Consider the following 24,558-nt stretch of genomic DNA (forward strand, 5'->3'; position numbering starts at 1 on the left):
CCCGCGAGTCCCACACCATTCAAAGCGGAAAAATCGCCCCAAAAAGCCCCAAAAAAGCCATTGCAGCGCTTTTTTAGGGCAAAAAAGGCCTCGCTTGACTTCGGCATGCCGTTCGGGTTGACTGAAACCAGAAAAGATCAATGATTGATATTTTTAACAACAAAGGTGTTGCATCATGTCGGTACCCCCGCGTGCCGTTCAGCTTAACGAAGCGAACGCGTTCCTTAAGGATCATCCTGAGGTTCTGTACGTAGACCTTCTAATTGCGGATATGAATGGTGTGGTGCGCGGCAAGCGCATCGAACGCACCAGCCTCCACAAGGTTTACGAGAAGGGCATTAACCTGCCTGCCTCTTTATTTGCCCTGGATATCAACGGCTCGACGGTGGAAAGCACCGGCCTGGGCCTGGACATCGGTGATGCTGACCGAATCTGTTATCCGATCCCCGACACCCTGTGCAATGAGCCCTGGCAAAAGCGCCCAACCGCGCAACTGCTGATGACCATGCACGAACTCGAAGGTGAACCTTTCTTCGCCGACCCGCGCGAAGTGCTCCGCCAAGTTGTAAGCAAATTCGACGACCTCGGTCTGACCATCTGCGCCGCCTTCGAGCTTGAGTTCTACCTGATCGACCAGGAGAACGTGAACGGCCGCCCACAACCGCCCCGCTCGCCGATCTCCGGCAAACGCCCGCACTCGACACAGGTCTACCTGATCGACGACCTCGACGAATACGTCGACTGCCTCCAGGACATCCTGGAAGGTGCCAAGGAGCAAGGCATCCCGGCCGACGCCATCGTCAAGGAAAGTGCCCCGGCGCAGTTCGAAGTGAACCTGCACCACGTCGCCGACCCGATCAAGGCATGCGACTACGCGGTACTGCTCAAGCGCCTGATCAAGAACATCGCCTACGACCATGAAATGGACACCACCTTCATGGCCAAGCCTTACCCAGGCCAGGCAGGCAACGGGCTGCACGTGCACATCTCCATTCTGGACAAGGACGGCAAGAACATCTTTGCCAGCGAGGATCCCGAGCAGAACGCCGCATTGCGTCACGCAATCGGCGGTGTGCTGGAGACCCTGCCCGCCCAAATGGCGTTCCTGTGCCCCAACGTCAACTCCTACCGTCGTTTCGGCGCACAGTTCTATGTGCCGAACTCGCCGTGCTGGGGCCTGGACAACCGCACCGTGGCGATTCGCGTACCGACCGGCTCGTCCGACGCCGTACGTATCGAACACCGCGTGGCCGGCGCCGACGCCAACCCGTACCTGCTGATGGCCTCGGTCCTGGCAGGCGTGCACCACGGTCTGACCAACAAGATCGAACCGGGCGCACCAGTGGAAGGCAACAGCTACGAGCAAAACGAGCAGAGCCTGCCGAACAACCTGCGTGATGCCCTGCGCGAGCTGGACGACAGCGAGGTGATGGCCAAGTACATCGATCCTAAATACATCGATATCTTCGTCGCCTGTAAGGAAAGTGAGCTGGAGGAGTTTGAGCACTCCATCTCCGACCTTGAGTACAACTGGTACCTGCATACCGTCTAATCGGCGGCTGCATAAAAAGAACGCCACAGGCTTTTGGTCTGTGGCGTTTTTTTATGGGTTTAATTCGGGAAACCGAGGTGGCCTCATCGCAGGCAAGCCAGCTCCCACAGTTGACTGCATTCCAAAGCTGGAACTCGGGCAACTGTGGGAGCTGGCTTGCCTGCGATGGCGGCCTTGAAGACAACACAGTTTCCTGCTCATACAATGCCCGCTGCCTTGTAGGAGACTTCCATGCCCCCCCGCCCCGCCGCCCCTCGCAAACCCCGCGCCCGTAGCCAGGCCCGGATCGACGCGATCCTCGACGCCGCCCGCACCTTGCTGGCCGCCGAAGGGGTGGCCGGTTTGTCGATCTATAGCGTGGCCGAGCGCGCGCAGATCCCGCCATCGTCGGTGTATCACTTTTTCGCCAGCGTACCGGCACTGCTGGAAGCGTTGACAGCGGATGTGCACGCGGCCTTCCGTGCAGCAATCCAGGCGCCCATCGAGCATGAATCACTCAAGCACTGGCGGGACCTGTCCTACATCGTTGAACAGCGCATGCTGACCATCTATGAGCACGACGCCGCCGCACGCCAGTTGATCCTGGCGCAGCACGGGCTGACCGAAGTGACCCAGGCCGACCGTCAGCATGACTTGGAATTGGGCGACTTGATGCTCGCGGTGTTCAACCGCCACTTCGAAGTGCCGACCTTGCCCAAAGACGTGGATGTGTTTGCGCTGGCACTGGAACTGAGCGACCGCGTGTATGCACGCTCGATGCATCAGCATGGGCTGATCACGCCGCGCATGGCGGAGGAAGGGATGCGGGTGTTTGATGCGTATGTAGGGCTGTATTTGCCGGCCTACCTGCCCAAGCGTTGAGTCTTGTGGTGGTTGGGCGGGCCCCTTCGCAGGCAAGCCAGCTCCCACATTTGACGGTGTTTGCAAATCAAAATGGGGGAGCTGGCTTGCCTGCGATGGCGGCCTCAGGAACGCTGCCAATCACAACTTGGCAATCGACACCTCAGTCGACTTAACAAAGGCAATCACCTCACTGCCAATCACCAGTTCCAGCTCCTTGACCGAGCGGGTGGTGATCACGGAAGTGACGATGCCGGACGCGGTCTGCACGTCGATTTCCGACAGCACGTCGCCTACGACGATTTCCTTGATGGTGCCTTTGAACTGGTTGCGCACGTTGATGGCTTTAATAGTCATGGAGTTCTCTCTTCGTGGGACGCGTGAGTTATTGAGCCCAACGCAATTGCGTAGGCAGCGGTGAAACAGGTTCGGGTTCCGGCGGCGTGCCGGGCAGCGACAGCACACGGTTGAGCACTTCGGCTTCCAGCGCCGCCAGGCGATGGGAACCCCGGGCGCGCGGGCGTGGCAGGTCGACGATCAGGTCCAGGCCAATTTCGCCGTCTTCGATCAAAATCACCCGGTCGGCAATCGCCACGGCTTCGCTCACGTCGTGGGTCACCAACAACACGGTAAAGCCGTGCTTGCGCCAGAGGTTTTCGATCAGTTGCTGCATCTCGATACGGGTCAGTGCATCCAGTGCGCCCAACGGTTCGTCGAGCAGCAACAGGCGCGGCTGGTGGATCAAGGCGCGCGCCAGGGCCACCCGTTGTTTCTGGCCGCCGGACAGGGCCGCCGGCCATTCATTCGCACGCTCGGCCAGGCCGACCGCTTCCAGGGCTTCCAACGCTTTGGGGCGCCAGTTGCCCTTGAGGCCCAGGCCCACGTTGTCGATGATCTTTTTCCACGGCAGCAGGCGTGCTTCCTGGAACATCAGCCGCGTGTCTTCAAACGCCTCGCTCAACGGCGCGGAACCAGCCAACAGCTCACCGCTGCTGGCCTTGTCCAGGCCGGCGAGCAGGCGCAGCAGGGTACTTTTTCCGCAACCGCTGCGACCGACCACCGCTACGAATTGACCGGCCGGAATATGCAGGTCGATGTCCTTGAGCACTTCCCGCGCACCAAAGGCCTTGCGCAGCTTGCGCACAGCCAGCGGGATCCCCTTGAGCAGGCGCGGAGGTTGTTGAGCAGTCATGCCGCACCTCCTTTATTTACTTGATACGCCGGATGCCAGCGCAGCCACACACGCTCCAGGCCGCGCGCCGCGAGGTCGGCGAGCTTGCCGAGGATCGCGTACATCACGATGGCCAGCACCACCACGTCGGTTTGCAGGAACTCCCGGGCGTTCATTGCCAGATAGCCGATGCCCGAGCTGGCGGAGATAGTTTCCGCCACGATCAACGTCAGCCACATAAAGCCCAGGGCAAAGCGCACCCCCACCAGGATCGAAGGCAGCGCACCCGGCAGGATCACCTGACGGAACAGGCTGAACCCGGACAAGCCATAGCTGCGCGACATTTCCACCAGCGCCGGGTCGACGTTGCGGATGCCGTGGTAGGTGTTCAGGTAGATCGGGAACAGCGTGCCGAGGGCGACCAGGAAAATCTTCGCGGTCTCGTCGATGCCGAACCACAGGATCACCAGTGGAATCAGCGCCAGGTGCGGCACGTTGCGGATCATTTGCACCGAGCTGTCCAGCAGGCGCTCGCCCCACTGCGACAGGCCGGTGATAAAGCCCAGGGCCAAACCGATGCCGCCACCGATCACAAACCCCAGGCCCGCACGCCAGCCACTGATGGCCAGGTGCGTCCAGATTTCGCCGCTGGCCACCAAGTGGACACCAGCTGCGATCACTGCGCTCGGCGCCGGCAGAATGCGCGTCGACAACCAACCGGCCGACACCGACAGCTGCCATATCGCCAGCAACAGGATCGGCAGCACCCAGGGCGCCACGCGATGGCTCAATTTTTCATAGTTCATGGGCCGCCTCAGCTCGCCGACGCAGCTTTGGGAAGGATGTCGTTGGCGACCATCTCGCCGAACGGGCTGACGTACCCGGCGCCTTTGGGCAGCTCGGGACGTTCGACATCCAGATGTGGGAACAGCAATTCAGCGACGCGGTACGACTCTTCCAGGTGTGGGTAACCGGAGAAGATAAAGGTGTCGATACCCAGGTCCGCGTATTCCTTGACCCGCGCCGCGACGGTCGGGCCGTCGCCCACCAGCGCCGTGCCCGCACCGCCGCGCACCAGGCCGACGCCGGCCCACAGGTTGGGGCTGACTTCGAGGTTATCGCGGCTACCTCCGTGCAATGCGGCCATGCGTTGCTGGCCCACCGAGTCAAAACGCGACAGCGAGGCCTGGGCGCGGGCGATGGTGTCGTCGTCGACGTGGGAGATCAGCTTGTCGGCGGCTTTCCATGCCTCTTCGTTGGTTTCGCGCACAATCACATGCAAGCGGATGCCGAAGCGCAGGGTGCGCCCAAGGTTCTCGGCCTTGGCCCGTACCTGGGCGATTTTTTCCGCGACGGCGGCAGGCGGCTCACCCCAGGTCAGCACCATGTCCACCTGTTCGGCCGCCAAATCCTGGGCCGCGTCGGAGGAACCACCGAAGTACAGCGGCGGACGCGGCTGCTGGATCGGCGGGTAGAGCAATTTGGCGCCTTTGACGCTGATGTGCTCGCCGTCATAGTCCACGGTTTCGCCTTCCAGCACGCGGCGCCAGATGCGGGTGAACTCCACCGAGGCCTGGTAACGCTCCTCATGGCTCAGGAACAAACCATCACCGGCCAATTCTTCCGGGTCCCCGCCCGTCACCAGGTTGAACAACGCGCGACCGCCGGACAGACGGTCCAGAGTCGCGGCCTGACGCGCCGCCACCGTCGGGGAGATGATCCCGGGGCGCAGGGCGACAAGGAATTTCAAACGCTGGGTCACCGGGATCAGCGACGCGGCCACCAGCCACGAGTCTTCGCACGAACGCCCGGTGGGGATCAGCACCCCGCCGAAGCCCAGGCGATCAGCGGCCTGGGCCACTTGCTGCAAATAACCGTGATCAACGGCGCGAGCGCCTTCGGCGGTGCCAAGGTAATGGCCGTCGCCGTGGGTAGGCAGGAACCAGAAAATATTGAGGCTCATGGAGTTGTCTCCTGAAGTAGTCGGATTACGGCGCTTTGGCAACGGCGGCGGGTGGCGTCCAGATCACGTCCTTGATGCTCAAGGGTTTGGGGATCAATTTGAGTTGGTAGAAGCTGTCGGCGATTTTTTGCTGGGCGGCGACCACTTCCGGCGTCAGGAACAGCGCGCCGTAGCCCTGGCGTTTCACCGAGGTCAGGGTGATGTCGGCCGGCAGGCCGAGCAGCGGTGCGACTTGTTCAGTGACTTCCTGCGGGTTGGCCTTGGACCACTCGCCCACGGCGCGCACTTCTTCGATCAGCGCCTTGACCACTTCCGGGTGTTTTTCGGCGTAAGGCTTGGTGGCCAGGTAGAACTGATGGTTGTCGGCGATGCCGGTGCCGTCACGCAGGGTGCGCGCTTGCAGTTGTTTCTCGGCGGCGGCCTGGTACGGGTCCCAGATCACCCAGGCGTCCACGCTGCCGCGCTCGAACGCGGCGCGGGCATCGGCGGGCGGCAGGAATACGGTCTGCACGTCGGTGTATTTGAGGCCGGCGTCTTCCAGCGCACGTACCAGCAGGTAGTGCACGTTGGAGCCTTTGTTGAGCACGATTTTCTTGCCCTTGAGCTCGGCCACGGATTTGATCGGCGAGTCTTTCGGCACCAGGATCGCTTCGCTGGTCGGCGCTGGCGGCTCGTAGGCGACATAAAGCAGGTCGGCACCGGCGGCCTGGGCGAACACCGGAGGGGTTTCGCCGGTGACGCCAAAGTCGATGGAGCCGACGTTGAGGCCTTCGAGCAATTGCGGGCCGCCTGGGAACTCGGTCCACTGCACGTTGACGCCTTGGGCGGCGAGGCGTTTTTCCAACGTGCCCTTGGCCTTGAGCAGCACCAGCGTGCCGTATTTCTGATAACCGATCCGCAGGGTCTCGGCGGCTTGGGCTTGAACAATGGCGCCGAAGGACACAGCCGCAGCAAACAGTGCGACCAGGCCACGACGCAAGATGGCAGTGCGCATGGCGCTCTCTCCAAATAATGCGTTTAGGGGGTTGGCTGCACCTGCTTGGCCGTTGGCGGCTGAGTAAGGTGAGTAAATCTTTTTAGTGCGGTGAGGCTCAAATGCTCCAGCGAGCACTCAACAAACGTTCATTCAACACATGGGGGTCCAGCGGTTTCGGGCGACGGGCCATGGCGCCGTAGAGCGTTTCCAGCGCTTCGTGCAAACGCTGTTCGAGTACCGGCACCAACTGCGCCTGGGCACTGCCTTCGGCGTATGCAATCTGGCTGTCCTCGGCAAAGATGCCGTGGAGCAATTCCTGGGCCTTGAGCGCCGACAGCACCGGCTTCAAGGCGTAGTCCACCGCCAGCATGTGGGCGATGCTGCCGCCGGTGGCCATTGGCAAGACGATCTTGTGGGCCAGGGCGCGTTCGGGCAGCAGGTCCAGCACGGTTTTCAGCGCCCCGGAGAACGAGGCCTTGTACACCGGCGTGGCGATCACCAGACCGTCTGCGTTGGCGACCTGTTGCAGCAGGTCGATGACCTTGGGGCTATCGAAACGGGCGTGCAACAAGTCTTCAGCCGGGAAGTCCCGAATCTGGTAACTCACCACTTCCACACCTTTGTCTTGCAGCCACTGACGGGTTTTTTCCAGCAACACCCCGGAGCGGGAACGCTGGCTGGGACTGCCTCCAAGTGTTACGACCAACATGCAGTAATTCCTTGAGCAAGTGCCGGCGGTTCGCTGTGTGGCGATGGCGCCAAGATGGAACAGACCTTATCAGCAGATTTATATATCTATAAATCTTATTTTTTCATTTGTTTATTCTTTAAATGCATATATGGACAATGAAACGCCGGGCGAAAAAAAAGGCCGTGAAAACGGCCTGAAAACCCCTGCTTGTGAGCCTTGAAATACGATTTAAATGTGAAGGATGGCTTGTGTGGGAGCGGGCTTGCTCGCGAAAGCGGTGGGTCAGACAACACATCTGTGACTGACAGACCGCATTCGCGAGCAAGCCCGCTCCCACATTGGTTCTGCGTTAGCGGTTGGGCTGAGGGGTCAGGCGCAGGTAAGGCTTCACTGCGCGATAGCCCTTCGGAAAGCGCTTCTTGATCTCTTCTTCATCCTTGAGCGACGGCACGATCACCACTTCATCACCGTCCTGCCAGTTGGCCGGCGTGGCGACTTTGTAGTTGTCGGTCAGCTGCAACGAGTCGATCACCCGCAAGATCTCGTGGAAGTTACGCCCGGTGCTGGCCGGATAGGTGATGGTCAGGCGAACCTTCTTGTTCGGGTCGATCACGAACAGTGAACGCACGGTGAGGGTGTCACTGGCATTCGGGTGGATCAGGTCATACAGGTCCGAGACCTTGCGGTCGGCGTCCGCCAGGATCGGAAAGTTGACGATGGTGTTCTGGGTTTCGTTGATGTCTTCGATCCACTTGTGGTGCGAATCCACCGGGTCGACCGACAGGGCGATGGCCTTGACGCCGCGCTTGGCGAACTCGTCCTTGAGCTTGGCGGTGAAGCCCAACTCGGTGGTGCACACCGGAGTGAAGTCCGCCGGATGGGAAAACAACACCCCCCAGCTATCGCCCAACCATTCGTGGAAACGAATCTTGCCGGCGCTGGAATCCTGTTCGAAGTCGGGGGCGATGTCGCCCAGTCTTAGGCTCATGGTATGGCTCCTGGTGAGTGCTTATGGAGCCTACTGTGCATGGGTTGCAGATTATTTAAAAAGAATAAATATCAATTTATCTAGACGATAAAGGAATATTAAAAATGTGTTCATTGGACGCGGCCATGCGCGAGGCGCACCATCGTTTCCAAGGTTCGAGAAGGCCTTGAGACGCTGTACAAAGAGGGGTTCAGGAAGGGCTTGCGGGGGTTTGGCCCGACTTGAAAGGCAAGACACCTTGCCCGGCGTTGCGCCGGGCAAGGTTTTACAAACAGTCTTACAGGATCGGCAGGGTGTAGCTGACGATCAGACGGTTTTCGTCCTGGTTACGCTGAGTAGTCACTTCGGAACGCAGCGAAGCGTTTTTCCAGGCAACGCCCAGGCCTTTGAAAGTACCTTCAGGTACTACGTAGCCCAGGTTGAAGTCGCGTTCCCACTCGCTTTTCTCGCCAGTGGAAGCAGCGATGTTGTCGCCCTTGAGGTACATGACGGAAGTGGTCAGACCTGGCAGGCCTACAGCAGCGAAGTCATAGGCGTACTGGGCCAACCAGGTGCGCTCGCCGGCGCGTTGGAACTTGCCGATCTGCACGTCGGTGATCAGGTACGAAGAAGCACCGTCACCCTGGTTGAGGAACGGGAAGTCGCTCGTGCCGTTCACGCGCTGGTAGCCGGCGCTGATCGCGTGGCCTTGCAGGGCGTAGGTGAACTTGGCGCTCCAGGTGCGGTTGTCGACTTCACCGTTGTTCTGGTAGCCAGACGCTTTGTAGCCAGCGATGCGGCCTTCTTGGCTAGCGTTCTTGCCGTCAGAGTCACTGTTGAAGTAACGCAGGTCGGTCTTGAACACGCCCACTGGCAATGCCCAGTTGTGGGACAGGCCCAGGAAGTGCTGCTTGTAGAAGTCGGACAGGTTGCCGTAGTAGTACTGGGCAGTCAGGTCCTTGGTGATCTTGTAGTCACCACCGGCGTAGTAGAACTCGTTGCTGCGGGCGTTGGCAGTCGCGGTGCGGGTAGCGCCGTTGGAGCCAGCGATGGTCAGCGAGTCGTTGTTCGACGAGTTACGGCCTTTGGCGTGTTCCAACTTACCGCCAACCAGGGTCAGGTTGTCGATGTCATTGGAGGTGATCTGGCCACCTTCAAAGGTTTGTGGCAGCAGACGACCGTCGTTGGAGGTCACAACCGGCAGTTTTGGCTGCAGGGTACCCAGCTTCAGTTCAGTCTTGGAGATCTTGACCTTGCCGGTCAGACCGATGCTGCCGAAATCGTTCACCGCACGACCGTCGCTGTCGCTTGGGAACACAATGCCGCCCTTGTTGGCGCTATTGTTGTTGTAGGCAGTGCCTTTACCCGAATCCAGGCGCACGCCGTACAGGCCAATTGCGTCAAGACCAAAACCTACGGTGCCTTGGGTGTAGCCGGAAGCAAAGTTGAAGATGAAGCCTTGGCCCCATTCTTCTTGCTTGTTCGGTTTGGCAGTGCCGTCACGGTTGTCTTGGTTGATGTAGAAGTTGCGGGCAGTAACGCTCGCCTTGCTGTCTTCGATGAAACCGGCAGCGCCTGCTTGCTGGGCGATTGCGCCCAAAGCTACAGCCAAAGCCAAGGTGGACTTCTTCATGTACCGCTCCTCTCATTTCTAATTTTTGTATTTCTTTGGTCTCGGGTCTGACGCCCTTGATCCACAGATGCGCGATTAGCACCGGATAGTGACTGGCAAGTCAATCGTAACCTTGTGTGTCTACTACCTTCGTCTAACAGCAGTTGATTTGGTCCCTGCAGGGTAATGAGTTTTTCATACACCCAAAAAGAATTGTTTCATTCTTTTTCATACGATTTGGGAATAAGCATTTGCGCGACATGGACCGGTCAGCGTAGACGACCCGCTCCACAAGCTAATTCCTAAAGGGTATTTTTCGACGCTTTTTTAGACCGATTAGTGTGGCCGTATCGTTTCTTACGTCACCCACGATCAAAAAGGCGACGCCATCATGGCCAAACGCATATCCTCCCGTCAATTTGTTACAGTTTTAGTGTCACTAATAATTTCTTCTGCTGTCTAAGCCAGCCGATTTGCCTATCGGCAACCTCGGTTCAAATCTTCTCGGTCGCCACTTCGCGCAATCTATCCATCGTCGCGCTCATCGTATAGGCGCAAATCAAGCTTTCTGAAGCATGGATAGCCCGCAATGGCAGTCACGTTGTCGCAGGGGGCATGGGCACCCAGCCAGGCAAATGCAAAAGGGGGCTTGCCCCCGATGGCGGAGTATCAATATCAGATGGACTGACTGACATTCCGCTATCGGGGGCAAGCCCCCTCTGCATTGGCTTGAAAGCCGGGTTTACAGCGCCTTTTCGAAGATCTTCGAATTGCGCTGATAGTTGTACAGCGACGCCCGCGCCGATGGCAGGCGATCCACGCTGCTCGGCACGAACCCACGCTCGCGGAACCAGTGGGCGGTGCGGGTCGTCAGCACGAACAAGGTCTTCAAACCCTGCGCCCGCGCACGGGTCTGGATGCGCTCCAGCAATACGTCGCCGCGCGCGCCGTGGCGGTACTCCGGGTTCACCGCCAGGCAGGCCAGCTCGCCCGCGTCCGAATCAGCGATCTGATACAGCGCCGCACACGCGATGATCATGCCTTCGCGCTCGACCACGCTGAACTGCTCGATCTCACGCTCCAGCACCTCCCGCGAGCGGCGTACCAGAATGCCCTGCTCTTCCAGCGGGCTGATCAAATCCAGCAAGCCGCCCACGTCTTCAATCGCCGCTTCACGCACCAGCTCGAATTGCTCCTGGGCCACCAGCGTGCCGCCGCCGTCGCGGGTAAAGAGTTCGGTGAGCAACGCGCCATCTTCGGCGTAGCTGACGATATGGCTGCGCCCTACCCCGCCACGGCAGGCTTCGGCGGCGGCATCGAGCAATTCGGCTTGATAGTTGCTGCTGCCCAGGCGTTGCAGGTGCGCCGGTACTTGCTGCGGACGCAGTTCACGCACCAGGCGACCGTTTTCATCGAGCAGGCCCATGTCGGCGCCAAACAGCAGCAGCTTGTCGGCGCCCAGGTCGATGGCGGCGCGGGTGGCGACGTCTTCGCAGGCCAGGTTGAAGATCTCGCCGGTGGGCGAATAACCCAACGGCGACAGCAACACGATGGAGCGCTCGTCGAGCAGGCGGTTGATGCCCTTGCGGTCGACCCGGCGCACTTCGCCGGTGTGGTGGTAGTCCACGCCTTCGAGCACGCCGATCGGCCGTGCGGTTACCAGGTTGCCGCTGGCCACCCGCAGGCGCGAGCCCTGCATTGGCGAAGAGGCCATGTCCATCGACAGGCGCGCTTCGATGGCGATACGCAGGTGGCCGACCGCGTCGATCACACACTCCAGCGTGGCGGCATCAGTGATGCGCAAGCCTTCGTGGTAAGCCGGAGTGAGGCCGCGGGCTTCAAGGCGGGTTTCAATCTGCGGGCGCGAACCGTGCACCAGCACCAGCCGCACGCCCAGGCTGTGGAGCAGCACCAGGTCGTGGACGATATTGCCGAAGTTGGGGTGTTCCACACCGTCGCCGGGCAGCATGACCACAAAGGTGCAGTCGCGGTGGGCGTTGATGTAAGGGGACGCGTGACGAAGCCAATTAACGTAGTCGGGCATAACACCTGGGCCTGTAATAAAAAGCAGCCGAAAAAGGATCAATCGTGAAAGCGCACAGCAGGCTGATGGTTATCGTCGGAACAGGCTTGGCGACACGCTCGCTCTCCTTCTATGTACGAACAGACAGGGGTTAATTTATGCAGGTTTCAGGCAGTAATGTTCGATCAGTTCCCGCAATAGACGCACTGTAGGCGTCAAGCGTGACATTTCGAGGTACTCGCCCGGCTGATGGGCGCAGGCGATGTCGCCAGGGCCGAGCACCAGGGTTTCACAGCCAAGGCGCTGAAGATAAGGTGCTTCGGTGCCGAACGCTACTGCTTCGGCACGATGACCGGTCAATCGTTCCGCCACGCGCACCAGCTCGGCGTCTTCGGGCTGCTCGAACGGCGGCACTTCGGGGAACAGCGGCGCGTAGTCGATCTTCACCTGATGGCGCTCGGCCAGGGGCTCGAGCTTCTGGCGGATGGCATCGCGCAGCACCTGCGGGTCCATGCCCGGCAGCGGGCGCAGGTCGAACTCCAGGGAACATTGGCCGCAGATGCGGTTGGGGTTGTCGCCACCGTGGATGCAGCCGAAGTTCATCGTCGGCTGCGGCACACTGAATTGCGCGTTGCGGTACTCGCGCTGCCAGGTCTGGCGCAGGCCGCGCAGTTCGCCGATGGCGTCGTGCATGGCTTCAAGGGCGCTGTGGCCCAGGCTCGGGTCCGACGAATGGCCGCTGCGGCCCAGGATGTCGATGCGTTCCATCATCACGCCTTTGTGCAGACGGATCGGCTTGAGGCCCGTCGGCTCGCCTATCACCGCCGCACGGCCCAGCGGGCGTCCGGCTGCGGCCAGCGCACGGGCGCCGGACATGGAGCTTTCTTCATCGCAGGTGGCGAGGATCAGCAGCGGTTGCTTGAATGGTTGCTCCAGCAGTGGCAGCACCGCTTCAATGGCCAGGGCGAAAAAACCCTTCATGTCGCAACTGCCCAATCCTACCCAGCGGCCGTCGACTTCCGTCAGCTTCAGCGGATCGGTCTTCCACAACGCCGCGTCGTACGGCACGGTATCGCTATGCCCCGCCAGCACCAGGCCACCGGGGCCGCTGCCGAAGCTGGCGAGCAGGTTGAACTTGCCGGGGCTGACTTGCTGGATGTCGATGGCAAAACCCAAATCCCCCAGCCAACTGGCGAGCAAATCGATCACCGGGCGGTTGCTCTGGTCCAGAGACGCTTGGGTGCAACTGACCGACGGCGCGGCAATCAGCGCAGCGAACTGTTCTTTCATGGACGGTAACGGCATGCGCGGCCTCTCAACTTCCCGGATGAGTCCCACTATAGAGCCATCTGTACGACACAATAAACCGTTGCGGCGCGTTGCCGGGCTCAGTCCTGTACACTGCACGACCTTGGCAGCCACTCTTTTCCCCGGCTGCGCTCCCGATCCTGGATTTTCCGGCCATGCAGAAAGAAACCGAAATCAAGCTCCGCGTCAGCCGCGAAACACTCGCCGCGCTGCGTGAGCACCCGCTACTGAAAAAACGCAACAAAAGTGGCTGGGAACGCCGTGAGTTGATGAACCAGTATTTCGACACCCCCGAGCGCGACCTGGCCCAGGCCAAAGTCGCCCTGCGCCTGCGCAAGGACGGTGACGAGATCATCCAGACCCTCAAGACCCGCGGTCAGAGCATCGCCGGCTTGTCGGAACGCAACGAGTACAACTGGGACCTGCCCAAAGCCAAGCTCGACGTGAAAAAGCTCGACGGCGAATGCTGGCCCGAGCAACTGGCCGAACTGGACAAAAAGACCCTCAAGCCGATCTTCACCACCGACTTCGTGCGGGAACGCGCCGAAATCGCCTGGGGCCGTGGCAAGGCCAAAGTAGTCATCGAAGCCGCACTCGACCTGGGCCACGTGGTGGTCGGCAAGCAGAAAGAAGAAATCTGCGAGCTGGAACTGGAACTGCGCGAAGGTGAACCGGCCGCCCTGCTGGAACTGGCCGCCGAACTGGCCGCGACCCTGGCGTTGATGCCGTGTGACATCAGCAAGGCCGAACGCGGCTACCGTCTGTATGACGCCAGCAGCTACTCCCTGAGCCTGCCCGCGCCGCAGATCCACGCCGAAATGCCTCTGGACGATGCCTTCGCCGCGATCATGTGGCACCTGCTCGGCAGCAGCCAGCGCCTGGCCGAGCAATACCGTTTCAATGGCCACTGGCGCCTGCTGCAAGACTGGGTCGACAACCTCGGCGAAATGCGCGCCCTGGTCGGCAGCCTCGGCCAGGCCGCACCGCGTCAATCCACCAGCGAACTGCGCAGTGCACTGGACGCCCTGCTGGAAGACTGGCGCCCACTGGTGCAAGCCGGCGATGACGACGAAGACATCCGCAAGGCCGCGCCGGAGCAATTCGCCGAGGAACTGGAGGACGTGCGCTGGGGCCTGTTCTCACTCAACGCCTCCCGCTGGCTGCTGGCCCGCACCTGGACCGCCGACCGCAACGTGCGCGGCAACCGCCAGGGCGCGGCGCAAATCACCAACTGGCTGCCGCGCCTGCTGGCCGACGACGCCGTCGCCCTGCAACTGCCGCGCTACCAGCAACAGCCGGAAGACCTCGCCGAGCAACTGCCGCGCATCGAACGCATCCAGGCCTGGCTGCACCATGCGCGTCAGGTGGTGGACATCCCGGAACTGGACCGCCTGTACGGCGAGCTGAACAAGTTGGCGCAACTGGCCAACCAGCCGATCACCGATGAGTCGCTGGATGCGCGGATGCATCAGGCGATTGCGGTGTATCAGAACCGGGCGTGGAAGACTCTGCTGCGTCTGTAATCCAAATGTGAGAGCGGGCTTGTGTGGGAGCGGGCTTGCTCGCGAAAGCGGTGGGTCAGTTAGCTGATTTCTGACTGGCACACCGCATTCGCGAGCAAGCCCGCTCCCACAGGGTCAGCGCAACACTGGCAGGCTGGTAGTGGATTTGATCTGCGAAAGCGCCACAATCGAATTGACCTCCTGAATCCCCGGCACCATCGACAGCTTCTCAAAGAAAAACCGCTCGTACGCCTCAATATCCGCAGTCACGATGCGCAACAGAAAATCCACCGCCCCCATCAGCACATAACACTCCAGCACTTCCGGAAACCCGCGAATCGCGTCGGTAAATTCGGTGAAGTTGGAGCGACCGTGGGCGTTGAGTTTGACCTCGGCGAAAATCTGCGTGTTGAGGCCGATTTTCTTGCGGTCCAGCAAGGTCACCTGCGCGCGGATCACGCCCTCTTCCTTGAGCCGCTGGATGCGCCGCCAACACGGCGATTGGGACAGGCCGACCTGCTCGGCAATCTGCGCGCTGGAAAGCGAGGCGTCCTCTTGCAGCAGGGCCAGGATGCGGCGGTCGTAGGCGTCCAGCTCGCTGTGCATATAAATACCTTCTATGGTGCTTATCTTGAATTGTATGATTCGATTATTCGCAAATCATGCCCATTTTAGATAAGAAATCTCCGCTGGCGAATGTAAAAATTTCTCCCATCACTTGTGGAGATGTCCCATGCACGCCGTCGAAACCACCCAACCTGTCACCCGCGTCGATGCGTGGGCCGTCAACAGCAGCCATTGCCAGGCGCATTACCAGATCGTCGCCGAAGCGGAGCCGGACGTGCTGTGCCGGGTACTCAACTATTTCGCGCTGCAATTTTTGACGCCGCAACAGGTGACGATGAGCCGCGAGCAGGACCTGCTGACCCTCGACATCGTGATGGATGGCCTGAGCTGGCATCGCGCCCAGGTGATCGGTGAAAAGATTCGAAACCTGATCAGCGTGTGTTCACTGGAACTGTGGCCGGCTGATTCCGCGCGGCCTGCCGCGGCAATGGCGAGTGCTTAGTAAAAACCTGCAATACACCTCGCCACTGAGCGGTTCAGGGGCTGACTAGCCTGGGATGACACCCCAAGTCACCCAGGAACACCTCGATGTCCGTTGATCAGCGATTGGAATTGCAGCACTTATTGCCGGCCTTGATCACCGCTGGGTTGGTGACCGCCGAGGTGGCGAAACGCCTGCTGGCACTGCCGGTCTGCCCTACCCAACACCCCCTCGAATGCATCGCCGCCCAGGGTGTCCCTCTGGAAACCCTCACCCAGTGGCTCGCCGAACAGGCCGGGCAAGCGTATTGGCGCATCGATCCGCTGAGCATCGACGTGGCGAAGGTAGTGCCATTGATGTCCCACGCCTTCGCCCAGCGCCACACCATTCTCGCGGTGGCCGTGGACGCGCAGACCGTCACCATCGCCAGCGCCCAGCCCTACGTGACCCGCTGGGAGGCCGGCCTGGCGCAGGTGCTCAAACGTACGATCAAGCGCGTGGTGGCCAACCCCGAGGACCTCCGCCGCTGTATCGGTGAGTTTTATCGCCTGGCCACGTCCGTCAGCGGCGCCGACCAAAAGCTCGCTGCGCCAGGCAACGCCGATCTGCTCAACCTGGGCGCCAGCGACCAGGAGCCGGACGCCAATGACGCGCATATCGTCAATATCGTCGATTGGCTGTTGCAGTACGCCTTCGGCCAGCGCGCCAGTGACATCCATATCGAACCCTGCCGTGAGCAAGGCCGCGTGCGCTTTCGCATCGACGGCCTGCTGCACGACGTGTATCAGTTTCCACCCCAGGTCACGATGGCGGTGGTCAGCCGCCTCAAAAGCCTGGGGCGAATGAACGTGGCGGAAAAACGCAAACCCCAGGACGGCCGGGTCAAGACCAAAAGCCCGGCGGGGGCCGAGGTCGAGCTGCGCCTCTCGACCTTGCCGACGGCGTTTGGCGAGAAACTGGTACTGCGGATTTTCGACCCGCAGGTGCTGCTCAAGGGCTTTGATCAATTGGGCTTGTCAGGTGACGACCAGCAGCGCTGGCACGCCATGACACGCCAGACCAACGGCATCATCCTCGTCACCGGCCCGACCGGATCAGGCAAGACCAGCACGCTGTACACCACCCTCAGGCAACTGGCGACACGGGAGATCAACCTGTGCACGGTGGAAGACCCCATCGAGATGGTCGAACCGGCCTTCAACCAGATGCAGGTACAGCACAACATCGACCTGAGCTTCGCCAGCGGCATCCGCGCGCTGCTGCGCCAGGACCCGGACATCATCATGATCGGCGAGATCCGCGACCAGGAAACCGCCGAAATGGCGATCCAGGCCGCATTGACCGGGCACCTCGTGCTGTCGACCCTGCATACCAACGACGCGCCCAGCGCGGTCAGTCGTTTGCAGGAGTTGGGCATTGCTCATTATTTGATCAAGGCTACCCTTATAGGAGTGATGGCCCAGCGCTTGGTGCGACTGTTATGCCCGCACTGCAAGCGTGCGATGGGTGATGCCTACGAGGCCATTGGCTGCGCGCAATGCCGAAACAGTGGTTACCGGGGGCGTGCCGGGGTTTACGAAATCATGGTGCTCAATGATGACCTCAGGGCGCTGATCACGCCCGGTGCCGACGTACAGGCCTTGCGTCAACGCGCAATTGCCCAAGGCATGAGTAGCTTGCGCAAGGCCGCCACGGACAAGGTCGCCGCCGGCCTGACGACGATGGCCGAAGCATTGCGGGTGACGCCTGGGGATTCAGAAACAAATCCGTTGATTGTTGCCGTGTGAAACCGTTCTTAACGGTGACAACACCGTTACAATCCGCTCACTGAAAACATCGGATAGGGAATCGCTATGCAGATCGGAACCGTACTGCTTCTTTTCGTGGGATTGGCCATCGCCATCCTGTTCATGGGCTTCAAGGTCGTCCCCCAGGGCTACCAATGGACGGTCGAGCGTTTCGGCCGTTACACCAATACCCTCAAGCCCGGCCTGAACATCATCATCCCGGTCATGGACCGCATCGGTCGCAAGATCAACGTGATGGAAAGCGTGCTGGACATCCCGCCCCAGGAAGTCATCACCGCCGACAACGCCACCGTGCAGATCGACGCCGTGTGCTTCTTCCAGGTGGTCAACACCGCGCAGGCGGCCTATGAGGTGAACAACCTCGAACACGCCATCCGCAACCTGCTGCAGACCAACATCCGTACCGTGCTCGGCTCCATGGAGCTGGATGCCATGCTCAGCCAGCGTGACGGCATCAACGAAAAACTGCTGAAAACCGTGGACGAAGCCACCGCGCCGTGGGGCATCAAGATCACCCGGATCGAGATCAAGGACATCAGCCCGCCCGCCGACCTGATGGCCGCCATGTCGGGCCAGATGAAAGCCGAGCGGATCAAGCGCGCACAAATCCTCGAAGCCGAAGGCCTGCGGGCGTCGGCGATCCTGACCGCCGAAGGCAAGAAGCAGGCGCAGATCCTGGAGGCCGAAGGTAGCCGCCAGGCCGCGTTCCTGGAGTCCGAGGCCCGTGAACGTCAGGCCGAAGCCGAAGCCCGCGCTACCCAGGTGGTGTCGGAAGCGATCGCGTCGGGCAACGTGCAGGCGGTCAACTACTTCGTCGCGCAAAAATACATCGACGCACTGGGCAAGCTGGCCTCCGCCAACAACAGCAAGGTCATCCTGATGCCGCTGGAAGCCAGCCAGGTGATCGGAGCGGTCGGCGGGATCGGCGAGATCGTCAAGGCTACATTCGACAACAAGAAAGGCTGAGGCCAGCGCCATGTGGGATTTCCTGCAGCATCTGTCGTTCTGGGATTGGCTGGCACTGGGTACGGTGCTGCTGATTCTCGAGGTTTTCGGCGCTGGCGGTTACCTGTTGTGGATGGGTATCGCCGCGGCTGCCGTGGGCGTGATCAAGTTCCTGGTGCCGCCCCTGGGGCTGGAGTGGCAGCTCCTGTTGTTTGCGCTGCTGTCCATACTGACAGCGGTGTATTGGTGGAAGCGCCAGCGCAGCAGTGCCAAGGTGAGCGACCAACCCGGGCTCAACGAGCGCGGCTCGGAGCTGATCGGTCACACCTTCATGGTGCACCAGGCGATTGTGGATGGACGAGGCAAGGTAAAAGTCGGCGATGGTGTGTGGATGGTGACCGGCCCGGACAGCCCTGTGGGCGCTCAAGTCCGGGTGGTTGGTCAGGACGGCGTAGTGTTGAGGGTTGAAACTGTTTAGTCAGTGAGGGAACTCGGTTGGACTAACTACAATCATAAAGAACAGATAACCCACCCGGAGTCACCCATCATGCGTCTCAAATATGCTGTCGCAACCCTTGCTGTGCTTTCCCTTCCTGTCGGTTCAGCCATGGCCGACAGTTTCTGGCGCAATGTCATCTCGTCGGGCGCCACTACCGGCTCGACGTACCTGACATTCAAAGACCACAAACTGGTGGTCGCTGCACAAGACGATGCAGGCAGCTTTGTCGCCAGCGACGGTGGCATCCGTGGCCCATACCTGGAAGCTGCGATGCAGAAAGTCCGCGCCGACAACCCTGGCCTACAGGCCACGGACATGGAGTTGGCCAACGCCATCCTTGCGAAAAACGCAGTTACCGAGTGATTCGTGCTCGATAAAAAATGCCGCTGTTAACCAGCGGCATTTTTTTTGTCTTCCATTCCTACAGTCAATCTCACCGGGGCACTACACAAGCACTCCTGCTTTCACAGCCCAATACAGCAAAGTCCTGTCGAGCCTCATCCGGGTGGGTAACAAGCTAAGGATTCTCGACAGTGGCTGGCGTCTAGAAGGGGAATACACGATGCCGAACAACTCGATATTCAAGTCCTACTGGGCACCCTTTAATGCCAACGTCAACAGCCTGCATGTCCAGAGCCAACGCTTGATGCTCAATGGCTACAAAGACATCTCGATCAACCCATGGTTGTCGTTCTACGGGATAGCCGGGGTGGGCGTCGCACGTGTTGAAGCCGAAGGTTATCAAACCAATGTGACCCGTCGTTTCGCCAATAACCGCCAGCATAACTTCGCCTATAGCCTAGGCATGGGGCTGGAAGCCAAGGTCACTGACCAGATCACACTGGGCACTGGTTACCGTTACATCGCAATGGGCGATGTTGAAACCGGCTACAACACCTTTGCGAACCGTGTGAACGCCCGGGATGAACAAATCAAAGGCAAGCTCAAGGAGCAGAATGTGTTTCTGGAAGCCCGCTACTCTTTTTGAAGCCTTCACAGAATGCCACTTTTGAAGCGGCATTTTTAACCCGACGGTGACGATTCATTCACGCAGGACAGGCTATATTCAGTCGGACCGTGCAACTATGCCGGCACTGACCGATTTTTCACTCATTACCCCTTTGAAACGGATGCCTTCGTCGTCATGAGCCAACAGCCCTTTCTGCCGTTCTCCAAACCCATCATCGATGAAGCCACCATCTCGGCGGTTGGCGATGTACTGCGCTCGGGCTGGATCACCAGCGGGCCGAAAGTGCAGGCGTTCGAAGCACAGCTGTCGGAATATTTTGGCGGCCGGCCGGTGCGCACATTCAACTCGGGCACCTGCACCATGGAGATCGCGCTGCGCATCGCCGGGATCGGCGCGGGCGATGAAGTCATCACCACGCCAATCTCTTGGGTCGCCACCGCCAACGTAATTCTGGAAGTGGGCGCCACGCCGGTATTTGCCGACATCGACCCGGTCACCCGCAACCTCGACCTGGCCCAGGTAGAAGCCGCGATCACGCCACGTACCAAGGCAATCATCCCGGTGTACCTGGCCGGCCTGCCCCTGGACATGCCGATGCTTTACGCACTGGCCAACAAGTACAACCTGCGCGTCATCGAAGATGCCGCCCAGGCCCTGGGCTCCAGCTGGGATGGCGAGCGCATCGGCGCCACTGGTGACTTCGTATCGTTCAGCTTCCAGGCGAACAAGAATGTCACCTGTTCCGAGGGTGGCTGCCTGGTATTGAACAATGCCGACGAAGCCCGCCTGGCAGAGAAGTATCGCCTGCAAGGCGTAACACGCACCGGTTTCGACGGCTTGGACGTGGATGTACTCGGCGGCAAGTTCAACATGACCGACATCGCCGCCACCATCGGCCTGGGCCAGTTTGCCCACATCGAAGAGATCACTGCCCACCGCCAGAACCTGGCGCGGCACTACTTCAAATGCTTCGGCAGCGACTTCGAAGAGAAATACGGTGCACAGCTGCCGCCGGCGGATTTTGAGAACAGCAACTGGCACCTGTTCCAACTGGTGCTGCCGGAACGCCAGGACGGCCTGCCCGCTCGCGCCACCTTCATGGAGCAGATGCAGGCCCGCGGCGTCGGCATCGGCTATCACTACCCGCCTATCCACCTGTTGAGCCTTTATCGGGCACAGGGGTTCAAGGAAGGCATGTTCCCGGTCGCGGAAAAGGTGGGACGTTTGATCGTGTCGTTGCCGATGTTCACGGCGATGACGGAAGCGGATGTGGAGCGGTCGGTGGAGGCCGTAAAAGCCGTACTCAAACCCTGAGTAGACGCCAATCTGGGAGGGGCTTGCCCCCTCCCAGATTTTTACCCGTGCTTATTCGCCGATGGCGGCTTTGTAGCCGGCAGCATCCAGCAGTTTTTCCAGGTCAGCCGGGTTGCTTGGCTTGAGCTTGAAAATCCAGGCGCCGTACGGGTCGGAGTTCAACAGCTCAGGGCTCCCGCTCAGTTCCTCGTTGACGGCAATCACTTCGCCAGCAACGGGCGCATAAATATCCGAAGCCGCCTTCACCGACTCAACCACACCCGCCTGGCCTTCAGCCTCGAACTGCGCGCCGACTTCCGCCAGCTCAACAAACACCACATCACCCAACGCTTCCTGGGCATGGTCGGAGATACCGACGGTCACAGTGCCGTCAGCTTCCAGACGGGCCCATTCATGACTCTCGGCAAAACGCAGGTCGGCCGGGATATTGCTCATAGTCTGTGTCCTCAAGAAGTAGTGTCAGCGGCCTTTGGCCTGCCGGAAATAGGTTAGATCAAGGTTTTACCATGGCGCACGAAGGTCGGCTTGACCACTCGAACCGGATACCACTTGCCGCGGATTTCCACTTCGGCACGATCAGCTGTCGCCGTCGGTACACGTGCCAGGGCAATGGATTTGCTCAGCGTAGGAGAGAAACTACCACTGGTGATCTCCCCTTCGCCAACATTGGCGATACGAACTACTTGGTGAGCGCGTAAAACACCTCGTTCTTCCAGCACCAACCCGACCAATTTGAATTGCACACCGGCCGCCAACTCGGCTTCCAGCGCGGTACGGCCGATGAAATTGCGCTCGGCCGGTTCCCAGGCAATGCTCCAGGCCATGTTGGCCGCAAGCGGCGAAACATCCTGGTGAATATCCTGGCCATACAGGTTCATGCCCGCTTCAAGGCGCAAGGTATCGCGGGCGCCAAGGCCAATGGGAGAAATGCCCGCGCCCACCAGGTCGTTGAAAAAGCCCGGGGCCTGTTCGGCGGGCAGCACGATTTCCAAACCGTCCTCGCCGGTATAACCGGTGCGTGCGATAAACCAGTCGCCATCGGCCAGGCCTTCAAACGGCTTGAGCTGATGAATCAGGGCGCCGCGGGACTGGGTGACCAACTCGGCGATCTTCTGCCGGGCATGGGGGCCCTGAATGGCGAGCATGGCCAACTCGGACCGCTCGTGCAGTTGCACCCCATAGCCACCCAGTTGCGCCTGCATCCAGGCGATGTCCTGGTCGCGGGTAGCGGCGTTGACCACCAGCCGGTAGCCGCTCTCGGTGCGGTAGACGATCATGTCGTCCACCACGCCGCCCTTTTCGTTGAGCATGGCGCTGTACAACGCACGGCCGCAGCCATGCAAGCGCTCGACATCATTGGCCAGCAGGTGCTGCAGCCATTCCTTGGCCTGGGGGCCGGTGACATCGATCACGGTCATATGAGATACATCGAACACCCCGCAGTCGCGTCGCACCTGATGGTGTTCTTCGACTTGCGAACCATAGTGCAGAGGCATATCCCAACCGCCAAAATCGACCATTTTCGCGCCGAGGGCGAGATGCAGGTCATACAGAGGCGTACGCTGTCCCATGGGTTTCTCCTTCCGGGCTTGGCGAAGGTGCGCAGCGTTGTCGTACGTGCTGAACGCCTTGATTTACAAGGCCGGCAACCACCTACAGCAACCCGGCCAGAAAGGCGGAGCGCACCGAATGCCGCGCATTGTAGCTGCAAGCCGTAGGACTGGCACCTAGCCGATTTGCCGAGCAGAGCGCCGGATCAGCCCGATCACCGGCAACAGGCCGACCAACACCAACGTCAGGGCCGGCAATGACGCCCGCGCCCACTCGCCTTCGCTGGTCATTTCAAAGATCCGAACGGCCAGAGTGTCCCAGCCGAACGGACGCATCAGCAGGGTCGCGGGCATTTCCTTGAGCACATCGACGAACACCAGCAACGCCGCACTCAACGTCCCCGGTAGCAGCAACGGCAGATACACTTTGCAAAACAGTCGTGGCCCGCTCACGCCAAGACTGCGCGCCGCTTCCGGCAACGAGGGTCGGATTCGCGCCAGGCTGTTTTCCAGCGGCCCGTAGGCGACCGCCAAAAAGCGCACCAGATACGCCAGCACCAGCGCCGACAGGCTGCCCAGCAGCAACGGCTTGCCCGCACCGCCCAGCCAGCCCGACAGCGGCACCACCAGCTCACGGTCCAGGTAGCTGAACGCCAACATGATCGACACCGCCAGCACCGAGCCCGGCAAGGCGTAGCCGACGTTGGCCAGGCTGATGCCGGAGCGAATCGCCCGGGTAGGTGCCAGCCGGTTGGCGAACGCCAGCACCAGCGCCACACTGACGGTTATCAGCGCAGCGATACCGCCCAGGTAGAGCGTATGCACGATCAGGCCCGAATAACGCTCATCCCAGTCGAAGCGACCGCGCTGCCAGAACCAGGCGACCAGTTGCAGCATCGGGATGACAAACGCGCAGGCAAACACCAACCCACACCAACTGCTGGCTGCTGCCGCCTTGAGCCCACGCAGGTGATACAGCGCCTTGCCCCGTGGCCGCTCGTTGCTCGGCCGGCTGGCGCCCCGGGCACGGCGCTCGCCGTACAGCACCAGCATCACCACCAACAGCAACAGGCTGGCCAGTTGCGCCGCACTCGACAGGCTGAAAAAACCGTACCAGGTCTTGTAGATGGCGGTGGTAAAGGTATCGAAGTTGAACACCGAGACCGCGCCGAAATCCGCCAGCGTCTCCATCAGCGCCAACGCCACGCCGGCACCAATCGCCGGCCGCGCCATGGGCAACGCCACGCGCCAGAATGCTTGCCACGGTGACTGCCCCAACACCCGCGCCGCTTCCATCAGGCCCTTGCCCTGGGCGAGGAACGCGGTGCGCGCCAGTAGATAGACATAGGGATAGAACACCAGCACCAACACGGTGATCACGCCGCTGGTGGAACGCACGCGTGGCAGGCGCAGGCCGGTGCCGAACCACTCGCGCAGCAGGGTTTGCACCGGCCCGGAAAAATCCAGCAGGCCGACAAACACAAACGCCAGTACATAGGCCGGAATGGCGAAGGGCAGCATCAGCGCCCAATCCAGCCAGCGCCGCCCGGGGAATTCGCACAGGCTGGTCAGCCAGGCCAGGCTGACCCCAAGCAGGGTCACACCGACGCCGACGCCCAGCACCAGAGTCAGGGTGTTGCCCAGCAGGCGCGGCATCTGGGTTTCCCAGAGGTGGGACCAGATCTGCACATCGATACTCTGCCACGACAGCAACAGCACGCTCAGCGGCAGCAGCACCAGGGCGGCGACGGTGAAAACCGGCAGGTACCAGCGGCGTTGGGCAGGGTGGGCCAAGGAAAAGCTCTCGGAATAATGAAGA

The 24,558-nt window shown here is 60.6% G+C and carries 24 protein-coding genes; 10 read left to right on the plus strand and 14 right to left on the minus strand.

What is annotated here, in order from left to right:
- Nucleotides 1-175 precede the first annotated feature (175 nt).
- Both OPU96_RS19855 and OPU96_RS19860 read left to right on the plus strand, forming a co-directional pair.
- Nucleotides 176-1,552: a glutamine synthetase family protein gene (locus tag OPU96_RS19855; RefSeq protein ID WP_003213894.1), complete on the plus strand. Its 1,377-nt coding sequence runs from the start codon at nucleotides 176-178 to the stop codon at nucleotides 1,550-1,552.
- 231 nt (nucleotides 1,553-1,783) lie between these two features.
- Nucleotides 1,784-2,413 carry a TetR/AcrR family transcriptional regulator gene (locus OPU96_RS19860; protein ID WP_226454606.1) on the plus strand — a complete coding sequence of 210 codons (630 nt, stop codon included), beginning with the start codon at nucleotides 1,784-1,786 and terminating at the stop codon, nucleotides 2,411-2,413.
- 120 nt (nucleotides 2,414-2,533) lie between these two features.
- Here the strand turns inward: OPU96_RS19860 and OPU96_RS19865 are convergent, their stop codons facing one another.
- The 10 genes from OPU96_RS19865 to argE all read right to left on the minus strand — a co-directional run bounded on the left by OPU96_RS19865 (nucleotide 2,534) and on the right by argE (nucleotide 13,100).
- Nucleotides 2,534-2,749, minus strand: a complete 216-nt coding sequence (locus OPU96_RS19865) for a TOBE domain-containing protein (protein WP_003176783.1) — start codon at nucleotides 2,747-2,749, stop codon at nucleotides 2,534-2,536.
- A gap of 28 nt (nucleotides 2,750-2,777) precedes the next feature.
- Entirely contained in the window at nucleotides 2,778-3,584 is an 807-nt protein-coding gene (gene ssuB, locus OPU96_RS19870; protein WP_498559542.1) for an aliphatic sulfonates ABC transporter ATP-binding protein, read from the minus strand.
- The gene (ssuC, locus tag OPU96_RS19875; RefSeq protein WP_192297903.1) at nucleotides 3,581-4,369 is read right to left on the minus strand and encodes an aliphatic sulfonate ABC transporter permease SsuC; all 789 of its coding nucleotides are present in this window, start codon (nucleotides 4,367-4,369) and stop codon (nucleotides 3,581-3,583) included. Before ssuC ends, ssuB begins: the two co-directional genes overlap by 4 nt.
- 8 nt (nucleotides 4,370-4,377) lie before the next feature.
- Nucleotides 4,378-5,526: an FMNH2-dependent alkanesulfonate monooxygenase gene (gene ssuD / locus OPU96_RS19880; RefSeq protein ID WP_192297904.1), complete on the minus strand. Its 1,149-nt coding sequence runs from the start codon at nucleotides 5,524-5,526 to the stop codon at nucleotides 4,378-4,380.
- A gap of 25 nt (nucleotides 5,527-5,551) precedes the next feature.
- Nucleotides 5,552-6,520 carry a sulfonate ABC transporter substrate-binding protein gene (locus OPU96_RS19885; protein ID WP_192297905.1) on the minus strand — a complete coding sequence of 323 codons (969 nt, stop codon included), beginning with the start codon at nucleotides 6,518-6,520 and terminating at the stop codon, nucleotides 5,552-5,554.
- A 97-nt stretch (nucleotides 6,521-6,617) separates the two neighbouring features.
- Entirely contained in the window at nucleotides 6,618-7,211 is a 594-nt protein-coding gene (ssuE, locus tag OPU96_RS19890) for an NADPH-dependent FMN reductase (RefSeq protein ID WP_159960795.1), read from the minus strand.
- A gap of 331 nt (nucleotides 7,212-7,542) precedes the next feature.
- Complete coding sequence (locus OPU96_RS19895; protein ID WP_498559543.1) at nucleotides 7,543-8,181, minus strand: peroxiredoxin; 639 nt, start codon at nucleotides 8,179-8,181, stop codon at nucleotides 7,543-7,545.
- Nucleotides 8,182-8,458: 277 nt separating this feature from the next.
- Nucleotides 8,459-9,793: an OprD family porin gene (locus OPU96_RS19900; RefSeq protein ID WP_498559544.1), complete on the minus strand. Its 1,335-nt coding sequence runs from the start codon at nucleotides 9,791-9,793 to the stop codon at nucleotides 8,459-8,461.
- A 721-nt stretch (nucleotides 9,794-10,514) separates the two neighbouring features.
- The gene (argA, locus tag OPU96_RS19905) at nucleotides 10,515-11,816 is read right to left on the minus strand and encodes an amino-acid N-acetyltransferase (protein WP_192297908.1); all 1,302 of its coding nucleotides are present in this window, start codon (nucleotides 11,814-11,816) and stop codon (nucleotides 10,515-10,517) included.
- Between the two features lie 135 nt (nucleotides 11,817-11,951).
- Nucleotides 11,952-13,100, minus strand: coding sequence for an acetylornithine deacetylase (gene argE, locus OPU96_RS19910; RefSeq protein ID WP_226454608.1), 1,149 nt, complete (start codon nucleotides 13,098-13,100; stop codon nucleotides 11,952-11,954).
- Between the two features lie 158 nt (nucleotides 13,101-13,258).
- On the opposite strand from argE, the gene OPU96_RS19915 reads away from it, so the two are divergent.
- Complete coding sequence (locus OPU96_RS19915; RefSeq protein ID WP_192297910.1) at nucleotides 13,259-14,626, plus strand: CYTH domain-containing protein; 1,368 nt, start codon at nucleotides 13,259-13,261, stop codon at nucleotides 14,624-14,626.
- Nucleotides 14,627-14,740: 114 nt separating this feature from the next.
- Here OPU96_RS19915 and OPU96_RS19920 read toward each other — a convergent pair whose 3' ends face one another.
- Nucleotides 14,741-15,211, minus strand: coding sequence for an Lrp/AsnC family transcriptional regulator (locus OPU96_RS19920; RefSeq protein ID WP_192297911.1), 471 nt, complete (start codon nucleotides 15,209-15,211; stop codon nucleotides 14,741-14,743).
- Nucleotides 15,212-15,338: 127 nt separating this feature from the next.
- On the opposite strand from OPU96_RS19920, the gene OPU96_RS19925 reads away from it, so the two are divergent.
- From OPU96_RS19925 to OPU96_RS19955, 7 genes are all read left to right on the plus strand, one after another.
- Complete coding sequence (locus OPU96_RS19925) at nucleotides 15,339-15,674, plus strand: ACT-like domain-containing protein (protein WP_305391706.1); 336 nt, start codon at nucleotides 15,339-15,341, stop codon at nucleotides 15,672-15,674.
- Between the two features lie 86 nt (nucleotides 15,675-15,760).
- Entirely contained in the window at nucleotides 15,761-17,440 is a 1,680-nt protein-coding gene (locus tag OPU96_RS19930; protein ID WP_498559545.1) for a GspE/PulE family protein, read from the plus strand.
- A gap of 66 nt (nucleotides 17,441-17,506) precedes the next feature.
- On the plus strand, nucleotides 17,507-18,427 hold the full coding sequence (locus tag OPU96_RS19935; RefSeq protein ID WP_010207363.1) for an SPFH domain-containing protein: 921 nt from the start codon (nucleotides 17,507-17,509) through the stop codon (nucleotides 18,425-18,427).
- Nucleotides 18,428-18,437: 10 nt separating this feature from the next.
- A complete protein-coding gene (locus tag OPU96_RS19940; protein WP_192297914.1) occupies nucleotides 18,438-18,884 on the plus strand; it encodes an NfeD family protein in 447 nt (148 codons plus the stop codon).
- A 69-nt stretch (nucleotides 18,885-18,953) separates the two neighbouring features.
- The gene (locus OPU96_RS19945) at nucleotides 18,954-19,268 is read left to right on the plus strand and encodes a DUF2388 domain-containing protein (RefSeq protein WP_003176799.1); all 315 of its coding nucleotides are present in this window, start codon (nucleotides 18,954-18,956) and stop codon (nucleotides 19,266-19,268) included.
- A 142-nt stretch (nucleotides 19,269-19,410) separates the two neighbouring features.
- The gene (locus OPU96_RS19950; protein WP_498559546.1) at nucleotides 19,411-19,893 is read left to right on the plus strand and encodes an outer membrane protein; all 483 of its coding nucleotides are present in this window, start codon (nucleotides 19,411-19,413) and stop codon (nucleotides 19,891-19,893) included.
- 156 nt (nucleotides 19,894-20,049) lie between these two features.
- Entirely contained in the window at nucleotides 20,050-21,189 is a 1,140-nt protein-coding gene (locus tag OPU96_RS19955; protein ID WP_226454611.1) for a DegT/DnrJ/EryC1/StrS family aminotransferase, read from the plus strand.
- 51 nt (nucleotides 21,190-21,240) lie between these two features.
- Here the strand turns inward: OPU96_RS19955 and gcvH are convergent, their stop codons facing one another.
- From gcvH to OPU96_RS19970, 3 genes are all read right to left on the minus strand, one after another.
- Nucleotides 21,241-21,624, minus strand: coding sequence for a glycine cleavage system protein GcvH (gene gcvH, locus OPU96_RS19960; protein ID WP_192297917.1), 384 nt, complete (start codon nucleotides 21,622-21,624; stop codon nucleotides 21,241-21,243).
- Between the two features lie 53 nt (nucleotides 21,625-21,677).
- A complete protein-coding gene (gene gcvT, locus OPU96_RS19965) occupies nucleotides 21,678-22,760 on the minus strand; it encodes a glycine cleavage system aminomethyltransferase GcvT (protein WP_226454612.1) in 1,083 nt (360 codons plus the stop codon).
- Nucleotides 22,761-22,916: 156 nt separating this feature from the next.
- Nucleotides 22,917-24,533, minus strand: coding sequence for an ABC transporter permease (locus OPU96_RS19970; protein ID WP_226454613.1), 1,617 nt, complete (start codon nucleotides 24,531-24,533; stop codon nucleotides 22,917-22,919).
- Between the last annotated feature and the right edge of the window lie 25 nt (nucleotides 24,534-24,558).

The organism is Pseudomonas sp. RP-B7 (assembly GCF_059803535.1).